This is a genomic window from Alterinioella sp., from assembly GCF_058343375.1.
The window spans coordinates 1-11,079 of sequence record NZ_JBTUJH010000117.1; the positions used below are offsets into that span (position 1 = coordinate 1).

At 59.1% G+C, this 11,079-nt stretch carries 9 protein-coding genes and 1 pseudogene; 7 read left to right on the forward strand and 3 right to left on the reverse strand.

Features of this window, described 5'->3' with window-relative positions; all coding sequences use genetic code 11:
• The coding region (locus tag ACW8PS_RS15250; protein ID WP_491528361.1) for a transposase at nucleotides 1–241 on the reverse strand (241 nt) is incomplete at its 3' end.
• 94 nt (nucleotides 242–335) lie between these two features.
• Between ACW8PS_RS15250 and ACW8PS_RS15255 the strand changes: the two genes are divergently transcribed.
• Genes ACW8PS_RS15255 through ACW8PS_RS15280 form a run of 6 tightly spaced genes read left to right on the forward strand, consistent with a single transcriptional unit; the run spans nucleotide 336 to nucleotide 7,769 of the window.
• Nucleotides 336–1,490 (forward strand): Druantia anti-phage system protein DruA, encoded by a 1,155-nt coding sequence (locus ACW8PS_RS15255; protein ID WP_491528362.1) that lies wholly within the window; start codon nucleotides 336–338, stop codon nucleotides 1,488–1,490.
• Between the two features lie 8 nt (nucleotides 1,491–1,498).
• Nucleotides 1,499–2,635: a DNA double-strand break repair nuclease NurA gene (locus ACW8PS_RS15260; protein ID WP_491528363.1), complete on the forward strand. Its 1,137-nt coding sequence runs from the start codon at nucleotides 1,499–1,501 to the stop codon at nucleotides 2,633–2,635.
• A 3-nt stretch (nucleotides 2,636–2,638) separates the two neighbouring features.
• Complete coding sequence (locus tag ACW8PS_RS15265) at nucleotides 2,639–4,702, forward strand: ATP-binding protein (protein WP_491528364.1); 2,064 nt, start codon at nucleotides 2,639–2,641, stop codon at nucleotides 4,700–4,702.
• Between the two features lie 33 nt (nucleotides 4,703–4,735).
• Nucleotides 4,736–7,306: a site-specific DNA-methyltransferase gene (locus tag ACW8PS_RS15270; RefSeq protein ID WP_491528365.1), complete on the forward strand. Its 2,571-nt coding sequence runs from the start codon at nucleotides 4,736–4,738 to the stop codon at nucleotides 7,304–7,306.
• Entirely contained in the window at nucleotides 7,303–7,575 is a 273-nt protein-coding gene (locus ACW8PS_RS15275) for a DUF4258 domain-containing protein (protein WP_491528367.1), read from the forward strand. The genes ACW8PS_RS15270 and ACW8PS_RS15275 overlap by 4 nt, the downstream gene beginning before the upstream one ends.
• Nucleotides 7,572–7,769, forward strand: coding sequence for a DUF2283 domain-containing protein (locus tag ACW8PS_RS15280; RefSeq protein ID WP_491528370.1), 198 nt, complete (start codon nucleotides 7,572–7,574; stop codon nucleotides 7,767–7,769). Before ACW8PS_RS15275 ends, ACW8PS_RS15280 begins: the two co-directional genes overlap by 4 nt.
• Before the next feature lie 120 nt (nucleotides 7,770–7,889).
• Here ACW8PS_RS15280 and ACW8PS_RS15285 read toward each other — a convergent pair.
• Nucleotides 7,890–8,882: pseudogene (locus ACW8PS_RS15285) on the reverse strand (RecB family exonuclease); the annotation flags it as partial.
• Nucleotides 8,833–9,522, reverse strand: a complete 690-nt coding sequence (locus ACW8PS_RS15290; RefSeq protein WP_491528368.1) for a 3'-5' exonuclease — start codon at nucleotides 9,520–9,522, stop codon at nucleotides 8,833–8,835. The gene ACW8PS_RS15290 and the pseudogene ACW8PS_RS15285, both read right to left, overlap by 50 nt.
• 211 nt (nucleotides 9,523–9,733) lie before the next feature.
• On the opposite strand from ACW8PS_RS15290, the gene ACW8PS_RS15295 reads away from it, so the two are divergent.
• A complete protein-coding gene (locus tag ACW8PS_RS15295; RefSeq protein WP_491528369.1) occupies nucleotides 9,734–10,921 on the forward strand; it encodes an IS1380 family transposase in 1,188 nt (395 codons plus the stop codon).
• The last annotated feature ends 158 nt before the right edge of the window (nucleotides 10,922–11,079 follow it).

Sequence of the window (11,079 nt, forward strand, 5' to 3'; positions counted from 1 at the left end):
GCGCTTCCTCCACCGCCGGGTCCGACAGGTTGAACCAGTGTTGCAGGAAGTGGATACGCAGCATGCGCTCGACACCCACGGGCGGCCGACCCCGGCCTTCACCCTTGGGATAAAATGGCTCAATTACTGCCGACAGTTCCGCCCAGGGAATAATCCGGTCCATCTCATCGAGAAACTGTTCCCGGCGGGTCGGCTTGCGATACTTCTCGAAACCTTCTTCGGCAAGAGTCTGTTGGCGCATTCCGCAGCTCCGTCGTAGTGAGTCAATGGATAAGGCATATTATGGACGAATCGATGAATAAATCAGAGGTTCCTTAAATTGGTGAGAAAGCCAAATGAGTGACGACAGTATCGTGTGGGAGATCGATCCGGCGGAACTTCGCAGGCGTGTGCTGAAGTCACTGCGGGCACAGGGATTTTTGGTCTCACGTGGAGAGGTTTCCTTGCCGGATCCAACCGACAAAGACGCCATTCGTCGGGCGCATGCAATGGCTGTTGCACATCGTGTTGAACGTTCGAGAGCCGGCTTGGAGCGCTACGAGTCGCAACTCATCGAACGGATAGCCAATGGAACAGATGTCGATCCAGCAGCAATATCACCTTGCCTGGTCGAAGTCCGCCCGGACACCGAAGAGGAGTTGCTGTTCCGTTACGCACGGCTGCATTGGAGCATCCCGGTTTCTGCTGGTTACGGCAGACGCATCCGGTTCCTGGTACTCGATGAGTCCAATGACAAACTCATCGGCATATTGGGTCTCGGTGACCCGGTGTTCGCCCTAGGGCCCCGAGATCGATGGATTGGGTGGACCCAGCAGGACCGTCGCAGCCGGATTCGTTCCGTCATGGATGCCTTTGTCCTCGGCGCAGTCCCCCCGTATTCGCAGCTACTCTGCGGGAAGCTCGTGGCATTGCTGGCAACCAGTGACGAAGTCCGACTTGCTGTCAAGCGCAAGTATGGAGGGCGCAAGACGCTTATCACAGGTGACGCTCACGACGGCCGGCTGGCACTGGTCACGACCACTTCCGCGCTGGGCAGGTCATCGCTGTACAACCGTCTGCGCCTCAATGGTGAAGCGGTTTATCACAGCATAGGTTTTACTCGCGGTTCCGGTGAGTTTCATTTTACCAACGGCGTATATCAGGATTTGCGCGCTTTCGCGGAGAAGAACTGCATCGCCACCGCCAAGGACAGTCGTTGGGGTACCGGGTTTCGCAATCGCCGCGAGATCATTCGCAAGGCGCTACCCGCGCTTGGTCTGAGGACGGACCTCATCTATCATGGGGTAAAAAGGGAGATCTTTGTTGCGCCGCTGGCGCACAACACACGAGAATTTCTCCGTGGCGAGCATTCTAGACTGCGCTGGTTCCATAGGTCCGCCGCCGATCTGTTCGAGGCATTCCGCGAACGCTGGCTCCTGCCAAGAGCACATCGCGATCCGCGCTATCGGGATTTCGAGCGGGAAAGCTATCGCATTTGGCACCGGCTGTAGAGGAAACCATGTCCACTGATCCGACACCATTTGCCGATCTGCCGGCCGCCCTGGTCGAAGAGGTTCTCAGCCAGACCTCGGATGTCGGTGATCGGCTGCTGGCGACATTCTCCGAGATGCGCAACCAGCGTGCGCCTCTCCGGGAGAAACTGGATGAGCACGGACTGGTTTTGAACGAGCATTCACTCGGCGCACCACCCATACCCACCACCTGTGCGACGGATGGTTCTTACGCCATTGAGCGTCTTCTGACCATCGATCTGGTGGCTGCCGCCGCCATGATCGTGGAAGGATTGACTCCACCGTCGGAGACGCGGTACTGGGAGGAGCCCCGACACACGACCTATGTCGGGACGGAAACACACCACGCCGAGACTTCCACCGTGTTGCGCGCGGTGATGGTCGGTAACGAACTGCGCCTGGCGCAGCAGGCGCCCCATGACCTAGTGATGATCGACGGCAGTTTCACGTTGCCTGTTATCTACTTCAACCAGGCGCTGAATACAGCACCGCATACTGCGCTCAAGTGTGGGGAGGAATTCATTCGCAATAGCGAGTCATATCTGGGCGCATACAGGACGCTCTTGCGTTCCGAGCGCTCCGATCGCCAGTTCATTGCGCTGCCCAAGTATGCAACTCGGCGCGAGATCGGTCAGCGTGTGGGCTGGCCAGAGAATCATGACGATCGTGGCCTGCTCACCCTGATCCTGCAACCCGGAGAACTGACCAGGCCGCTACCTCTGGAACAGCCGGCACAGCCATGGCACATCAATTTGCCGTCATCATTGGTCGGGGCTCTCGCGCCGCTTGTCGATGATATCATTGATGCATTGGACCAGGTTCATGTCTTCTATTACAAGCCACACGAGTGGCTGCCGGCGCTGCGCGTCGAGACGGCAGCCTCCGTGGCGCGCAATACGCATCGACTTGCCACCGTCATCCAGGGTCTGCGGAGCCAGTGTGCGTCCGCGGCCATGCTCGAGCCTTATCCTATATATCTGGCCGACCGCACCGTGAAGTCGCTCGCCCGCGCCGTGCCGGCCTTCCGTCAGGTCGCCACACAGCGGGTCTCGGAGAAGTACGACGGCGATATCGGCGAGGTGTTCTTCGCCATGCACGGCTACAGAAGCGAGAGCGGGATCTGATCCATGAACGACAAGAAACCTGAACTCGACGCCATCGTGGACCGAACCGAGCGACTGGGCGTGATCGGCTCGCCGTCTTCCACCTCGGAGCTGGCGCTGGACGTACTGGGCAGCGCCGTTTCCCGGAAACTGGTGGGAGAGCTGGCCCTGTTCCGTTACGTGCAGGACTCGGCGCCCCACTACGCCCTCGGCCAGATCACCGAGGTACAGCTGCGCAACGTCTGGCACGAAGACCCGACTATGCGCAGCCTGATCCGCCAGCGTGGGCGGGTGGACGCTGTCAGCGAGCGCCAGGACACCCACCTTGGCAACATGCTCATCAGCGCCGTGTTCAAGGCGGGCGGTTCGGCCGGCTATGAACCGAGCATCCTGGGCACCGTGCCCTCGACCGGCACGCCCATCCACATCGTCACCGATGAGGTGCTGGATGAAGTCCTGCGCCCCTACCGGGAGCAGATCTTCTACCTCGGCCACGTGTACGGCTCCAAGCCCCGGCTGCCGCTCTGGTTCAAGCATTTCGACACCGGCCCGGATGGTGCGGGCGAGGCCTACCACCTGGGCATCTTCGGCAAAACGGGTTCGGGAAAATCCGTGCTGGCAAAGATGATCCTGCTCGCTTACGCGCGCTACCCGAAGATGGCGCTGCTGGTGATCGACCCGCAGGGGGAGTTCTCAAAAGACATGGGTAGTGACGGCTCGGTGGGCGAATTTTATCTTCCATTGGGCGATCTGATTCGTGCTAAAAGGGGCGACCGCAATGTCCGCGTCATGACAATCCGAAACCTTGTGCTCGATCGATGGGATCTTCTCAAGCAGATTTTTGCTGAGTCTCGTTTTTTTCGTGAGCTCCAGATAATGACACAAGACAAGGTGGATACTGCGTGCGATCAGTTCGTCGAGGCAATGAGGAAGACACCCGGGATCACACTAGCGCGACTTCATGAGAAAGAAGTATTTGAAAAGGCATGGGCTTTATTAAAGCAAGAGAAGCTTAGAAACAAAATCTATGCAAGAGAGGGTGCCGCGGCTGAACGACTTAGGGATGCTGTCGAAGAAGCAAACCCTGATGAGTTATTTGAGGAAATCTGGCTTCCGGTGGTTCGGCTATTCAAGGAAGACCACGAAGGAGGTCGGAAAAAGGTAGAAGGAGCAATAAGTTGGCTGCTGGATGCAAGCCCAGTCCAGCGCCGCGTGTTGGTCGTTGATGTTTCAAAAGAGCAAGCAGCAGGATTGTTGTGGAATGAAAAGATTCAGTCACTGGTAATCAAGCGGCTCCTGGAAGGCGTCAACCTGATTGCAGAGAACATGTATAAGGAAGGGAAAAGCCTAAATGCCCTTGTCGTAATTGATGAAGCCCACCGCCTTGCCGCACGGGATTTGCCCCGCGAAAACGATGCGGGAATCCAAGTACGGAGAGAATTAATTGACGCGGCGAGAACAACGAGAAAATATGGACTCGGCTGGCTGTTTATCAGCCAAACGCTTTCTAGTCTACATTCCGAGATCCTTCAACAATTACGGATATTCTTCTTCGGGTTTGGCCTGAGCCTTGGCGCTGAATACCAAGCACTCAGAGAGTTGGTCGGGTCTTCGCGCACGGGCCCAGATGCGGCTCTGGATTTATACCGTATGTTCCGCGACCCCCACTCGGCGTTCGACATCGCCAGCCGCCAGTATTCGTTCATGACCATCGGTCCGGTGAGTCCACTGTCGTTTTCGGGCAGCCCGCTGTTCCTGAACGCCTACAACACCGTCGAGGCCTTCCTGGAGGCCAACGGGCTCAGTACCGGGGGTTCAGGAGGCAATGGCGGTGCAGCAGCGCCAACCCCGACGGGCGGTGGACCGGAGCCGGCAGAAAGTGATGGGCCCATGGCCGGAGACCCGGAGGAGCCGGAGGACGAAGCGCAGGCGCTGATCGACCGGATAATTGCGTGGGCAGAATCACACGAGAAATTCGACCGATCCTTTGTCGAGGCCATGCAGGAGCGGCTCCAGGACAGGGGGTCCCTCACGGACGGGCAGCTAAAGGCCCTGCGCAACATCATCACCAAGTGGCGCATCGACTGATCGACGCATCCAGTACAGAAACCAGGACACACCATGGCAGCCAAGAAGAAAACCGCGAAAAAGACCGCCACCAAAAAGGCGGCACGCAAATCCACTGCGGGCCGCCGGAAGAAAGCGCCCAAGAAGGTCACCCGCTACGCCTGGGACGATATCAAGGAGCCGCGCACGCCGGAGACGGGGCACACGCCCCTCATTCCGGGCGAGGAACAGGTGGTCACGCTGCCCATGGACAACGACTGGAGCAAGGCCCTGGAGGTGGGCAGGCTCCCGGAGGGCGACGAGCGGCCGGTGGTGGTGGACATGGACCCGGCGGCGGACCCGGTGCTGTTCTGGGCCGGCAAGCGCAACCGGCGGCAGGTGCCGGTGCTGCCGCTGCAGCGAAACGAGATCGTCTCCGAGCCGCGTATCGCGCAGATCATCGAGCGGGCGCGCCGGGCGGCCGAGGAGGAGCAGGAGTCCCGGCAGGGCCACCTGTTCGCCGACCTGGAGAAGGAACTGCGCGAGGGCGAGCCCAAGCGGCGCGTGGAGTTCTACACTCACGACGAAGGCTGGAAGAACAAGCTGATCTGCGGCGACTCGCTGCACGTGATGGAGTCGCTGCTCCACTACGAAGGCCTGCGCGGCAAGGTGCAGATGATCTACCTCGATCCGCCCTACGGCATCCAATACGACTCCAACTTCCAGCAACGGGTGGACTCGACCAGGAACGACCCCAAGGATCCGGCCGACGACGTGTTCACCATCAAGGCCTTCCGGGACACCTGGGCGCTGGGTATTCACTCGTACCTGTCCTATCTGGAGGAGCGGCTCTATCTGTGTCGGGAACTGCTGGCGGAGACGGGGTCGGTGTTTGTGCAGATCAACGATAACAACGTTCACCTCGTGCGCACGATCATGGACGAGATCTTCGGACGTGGAAATTATGTCGCACTCATCACATTTCAGAAGACAGGGAGCCAGGCCGGAACGCTCCTTGGTAACACCGTGGATTACCTCATTTGGTACGCAAAAAGCCGAGATGTAGTCCGCTATCGACAACTCTATCTGAAACGCCAGGCTGGCGAGCTGTCACTCGACCGCTACGACCACATCGAACTGCTGGATAGCACATCACGTCGTTTGACAGCGGCCGAGATCCGTGGAGAGAGGGAGATTCCCCAAGGTCGCCGGTTCCGAACTACGTCGTTATTGTCAGATGGAGAGACAAGTACACCACAGGAATTTAAGTTTGAAGGTCGGGTGTATACGCCGAAGAAGGGAAACCACTGGAAGACACCGCCTGAAGGTCTTGCTCGACTGGCCAAAAAGGGGCGGATACTGGTCGAAGGTTCCGTTATCACATACAAAAGGTATGCCGATGATTTCGACTATGTCCCCATCAATGACCGCTGGGAGAGCATGCAGATTGGGCGGACACGGGACTATGTTGTCCAGACTGCCGAGTCCGTGGTCGAACGCTGTATCGCCATGACCACCGACCCCGGTGATATGGTCTTCGACCCCACCTGCGGCTCGGGCACCACCGCCTTCTGCGCCGAGAAGCTGGGCCGGCGCTGGATCACCTGCGACACCTCCCGCGTGGCGGTGAACGTTGCCCGCCAGCGCCTGCTGTCGGCCACTTTCGAGCACTACAAGACCCGCAACGGTGCGGTCTCCAGCGGCTTCCTCTACAAGACTGTCGAGCGCGTCACCCTCAAGAGCCTCGCCTACGACCTCGAGCCCGAGAAGGTGGAGCTGGTCGACCAGCCCAAGGTGGACCGAGACGCCATCCGCGTCTGCGGCCCCTTCGAGGTGATGACGCTGGGCCGCTACTCGGTGGAGGACTGGAAGGGCTACGTCGTCCGCGAGGGCGGCGCGGCCGAGGCGGCCAGGCTCGAGAACTACATCGAGACGATCTGCCGCCTCTACCGCAAGGACGCCGCGATCCAGGGGGCGACCGGCCTCGTCCACGCGGTGGCCGAGAGCGAGGAGGAGAAGATCGCGATCTCCGTCGGGGCGATCTCGGGGCGCGTCACGGCCAAGCAGATTCACGACGCCGTGCAGGACGCCCTGGCCTCCGGCATCCTCGAGGTGCACGTGCTCGGCTGGGCCTTCGAGGCCAACGTGGGCGAGGTGAAGTCGGCCCTGGAGAAGCGCGGCAAGGTCAAGGTTGAACTCATCATGATCCGGCCGGACACGCTGGCCGAGGGACTCAAGGTGACGCAGCCGGAGATGCTCTTCTCGCCGCTGGCGCTGCCGGATATCGAGGCGGTGCTCGAGAAGAACGGCCAGGAGAGGCAGGTGCGCGTGAAGCTCCTGGGCGTGGCGCTGTTCGACCGTAAGCACTGCACCACCGAATACAAGGCCGCGGACTCGGGCTATGTCTCGGCCTGGTATCTGGACGAGAACTATGACGGCGACTGCTTCGTGGATTGCCAGATGTTCTTCGACTTCAAGAAGAAGCCCAATATCAAGGCCGCGCTCAAGGCCGAGGTGGATCCGGAAGAGTTCACCCTGCGGTTGGAGTTGGACCCCTTCCCGGTGCGTGGTTACAAGCGCATCGCGGTGAAGGTCGTGGACGTCTATGGCAACGAGTCCACCGTGGTCAAGGAACTGGGCGCATGAATGACGCAGCCATCACCCTCAGTGACCATGCCCGGCGGCAGGTGGCGCGTCGTGGGCTCGACGAGGCGCTGGTGCTGGAGGTGGCCCGGCAGCCGGAACAGGTGATCCCGGTCCGTCCGGGGCGCGAAGTGCGGCAGTCGCGGGTGACATTGCCGCCGGAGGGCCGGGAGTACGTGGTGCGGGTGTTCGTGGACACCGGTCCCGGCGGTGAGACCGTGGTGACCACTTACCGCAGCAGCAAGATCGACAAATACTGGAGAACACCATGAAAATCACTTACGACGCCAAGAGCGATATCCTGACGGTGGTCTTCAAGGCCGGCCCCGTCGCCGAGAGCGACGAGGACAAGCCTGGAGTCATCTTGGATTACGATGACAGCGGCAACCTGGTGTCCATCGAGGTGCTGGATGCCTCGACCCGCGTCGAGGACCCGGCGTCGGTGACCCTTGCGGCGGAAGGCTGAGGGCACAGCGGCGGGAGCGGGTGCGCGATGGGCTATATCGTCGATCGGGTCGTCGTCTGCGACGCTTTCCGGGAGCCAGACCGGCACTACGAGCTGTTCGGCACCCGCTGTACACATCTGGCGGTAATCGCAGGTGCCACACCGTTTCCTGGCTGGCCGTGCCTTCAGCGCCCCTTTGCGCAGCGATTCTTCTGCTCCCCGAACCCTTTCTTTTACGTCATCCAAGAAGTCTTCGTCCACCGAGCGCGGTTTCCGCTTGCGTTCGTCCAGATTGTAAATCTCTACGTAATCCGCATTGCGTCCTGTCAGCTCTTGGTAACCGAGCGCATAGATATGGAGCTGGGTTTCCGTCAGGTCTTCAGCTTGCGCCCGCTTCGTTGACTTGAGGTCCACGATCGACACCTCGTCCGTATCGGTGCGCCTGACGAGATCAATGCGACCCGCCACCGTAACGCCGTCACCCAGGTTGATTTCTATGGTCTTTTCTGAAAACTCAAGCTTATCGAAGTCGTCCTGGTTATCAACCAGGTAGTTCTCAACCGAGCGAACAGCCGCCTCCCGCAAGGTTTCCTTGAGGGCAGGATAGGCGTAGGGTGTGTGCATGTGGGTGTCTACCAGGCGTCGTGCTTCCTCCAGGCTGGGGATATCGCCTCCTATGGCTCGTGCATGTACTTCCGCCAAAACATCGTGCAGGGATTTCCCATAGCCCAATGCTTCGTCGATGGGAGGATTGAATCCATACAGGATTCGCATCTTGAATTGGTAGGGGCACTCGAAGAAGTACTTGAGGTCCGAGAAACTCAGCAGAACATTGGCAACGCTTGCCTTGGGGGTGGGTTTCAGTCTCTTCCGCTTCGAATAATCCTGACGCCGGCGCTTGACGTATTTCGACGTCAAGATATCTTCCCAAAACTGGGATACCCTCTGAAACAGTTGATTGCCCGGAACCGGTGCCCAAGTCAGGAAAAGGAACTTCTGGCTGCGGGTCATCGCTACATAGAACAGGCGCCGCTCGTCTTCCAGCGCACCTTCATAACGGTGACGACCTTGCGCGAGCGTTTGCTCAAGCTCGCCGTGTGGGTGGAACGTTCTTGCCGGCGCATCGTATTCCATCTGCCCGCCTCGGCGCCGTGGCGCTCTGAGTGGTGTCGCATTGCCCGTGCCCTGGGTGCGGTGCCGACCTGAGTACCGGGGCAAGGGTCAACGTCGTCGCGAGCGGCCGCCAGGTACTGGTGACGGGTGGATTTGGCCAGAAAACCGCAAAATTCATCTTTTCGGCGGCTGCCGCGGGAAAAACGGCGCTACCGTGAGGCCGCTGCACCGCCGATGGCCGTAGGGAGGCTTGGTCACCGGTCATCAACAGCGAATTACCGCCGTTCGGAAGACTTTCATGAATAAAGCAGGTTAGGACGCTTTCGCGGCTGACACCCGGACGATTCGCCATAAAGTAGAACAGCTCCCGGGCTGCACGGGCTTCCGGTGTATCGAACAGGTTGTTCATGCTGCCGACGACATAGGGAACACCTGCGTCCGCCAACGCCTTGATTATGGCCTCGCCATTTTTCCGAACGCTGCGCAATAGAATAGCCATGTCAGACCAGGCAAGACCGCGACTTTCAGAACCTTCCTTTATTGCAACACCCCTGAGCTCCTTAATTGTTTCTGCAATAAACCGCGCCTCCTCTTCCGGAGTATCGAATGAAAGGGCAACGATATCGCCCGACTCATAGCTCTGCGTTGTGGTGGGTTGCATAGACCTGACAGTTGCATAAATCTGGCGCCGTTTTCCAAGGAAACAGCTTGTATACAGGTCGAACCGCCTGTTACACGGTTGTGTCTGGACTTCACCAAAAGTGAAGTCCAGAAAACGGCATGAACGGCGACGAAGAGATGCGTTTCGGACATGAAAAAACGGTCTCGGAGTTGGGCGAAACCAGCCAACAAAACCAACGGAGACCGTTCACATGAAGTGTAGCAAAGCGGCCATTCATCGTAAAACCCATCGCATTCCTGAGATCCGGTTCGAAGATCAGCGGCTGATCTCGTTTGCCGGTCTTGTGCTGTACCAGGCGTTGTTTTCCCGCATCGGTCTGAAGCAGCAGTTGTACGGATGTTTCCGTCATTTGAAGGTTAGCCCGAACTTCGGTCACGGTGTCGTGGTATTGCTGTTGATCACCCATCTCTTGCTCGGTTACCGCCGGTTGCAGGATATGCGCTACTACCGGGACGACCCGATGGTGCATCGCCTGTTGGGGCTGAAGCGCCTGCCGGATGTCGCCACCGTCAGCCGGACGCTGGCGGGACTGGATGACACCGGTGTCGCCAACCTGCGCCGGCTGGTCCGGCAGCGGGTTCTGGAGCAACTCGGTGGACTGGGTCTTGCCCGGGTCACACTGGACTTCGACGGCTCCGTGCTCTCCACCGGGCGTTTCGCCGAAGGCACGGCCGTCGGCTTCAACCGCAAAAAGAAAGGAAGCCGCAGCTACTACCCCCTGTTCTGCACCATTGCCCAGACCGGACAGGTGCTCGACGTCTGGCACCGGCCCGGGAACGTGCACGACTCCAACGGCGCCCGGGCGTTTATTCTCTCCTGTATCCGGGAAATCCGGGCTATTTTGCCTCGCTGCATCATTGAAGCGCGCCTGGACAGTGCCTTTTTCAGCGATGACATCGTCCCCACGCTCGATGCCGAAGGGGTGCAGTTCACCATCAGCGTGCCGTTCGAGCGCTTCCACGCCCTCAAGGCGTTGGTCGAGAGCAGGAAACGCTGGCACCACCTCCACCGGCAGTGCAGTTTCTTCGAGGCGGACTGGAAACCCGCAAGCTGGAATGATCGCTACCGCTTCGTATTCGTTCGCACCCGGAACCGGAAACAATACAAGGGCCCGGTCCAGCTGGACCTGTGCATTCCTTACGAATACGGCTACGACTTCAAGGTCATCGTGACCAACAAGCCGGTTTCCGCCAGGAAAGTGCTGGCCTTTCACAATGGCCGTGGCGCCCAGGAAGGCGTATTCGCCGAACTCAAGTCGCAGACCCAGATGGATTACGTCCCCACCCGGAAACGGGCCGGCAATCAGGTCTGGCTGTTCTCGGCCGTGCTGGCGCACAATCTCAACCGGGAAATGCAGATGCTCTGTCATGAAACCTGAATCCGTGATTTAAACTACCCTAAAAACGCATTATCAGCGGTAATTTACGGTGTTTTTGGCTAAAATAAGCACTCCAAACAAGTCACCCGTAGAGTGAGTTATGAGACACTTCATCATTGAGCGGTCGGACAGCAATATCACTTCCCACTCGGGTTTGT

What these genes read in the sequence shown, in the direction of transcription:
- ACW8PS_RS15260 (WP_491528363.1), top strand. Translation starts at nt 1,499, where the DNA reads ATGTCCACTGATCCGACACCATTTGCCGATCTGCCGGCCGCCCTGGTC.
- ACW8PS_RS15275 (WP_491528367.1), top strand. Translation starts at nt 7,303, where the DNA reads ATGAATGACGCAGCCATCACCCTCAGTGACCATGCCCGGCGGCAGGTG.
- ACW8PS_RS15265 (WP_491528364.1), top strand. Translation starts at nt 2,639, where the DNA reads ATGAACGACAAGAAACCTGAACTCGACGCCATCGTGGACCGAACCGAG.
- ACW8PS_RS15295 (WP_491528369.1), top strand. Translation starts at nt 9,734, where the DNA reads ATGAAGTGTAGCAAAGCGGCCATTCATCGTAAAACCCATCGCATTCCT.
- ACW8PS_RS15270 (WP_491528365.1), top strand. Translation starts at nt 4,736, where the DNA reads ATGGCAGCCAAGAAGAAAACCGCGAAAAAGACCGCCACCAAAAAGGCG.
- ACW8PS_RS15280 (WP_491528370.1), top strand. Translation starts at nt 7,572, where the DNA reads ATGAAAATCACTTACGACGCCAAGAGCGATATCCTGACGGTGGTCTTC.
- ACW8PS_RS15290 (WP_491528368.1), bottom strand. Translation starts at nt 9,522, where the DNA reads ATGCAACCCACCACAACGCAGAGCTATGAGTCGGGCGATATCGTTGCC.
- ACW8PS_RS15255 (WP_491528362.1), top strand. Translation starts at nt 336, where the DNA reads ATGAGTGACGACAGTATCGTGTGGGAGATCGATCCGGCGGAACTTCGC.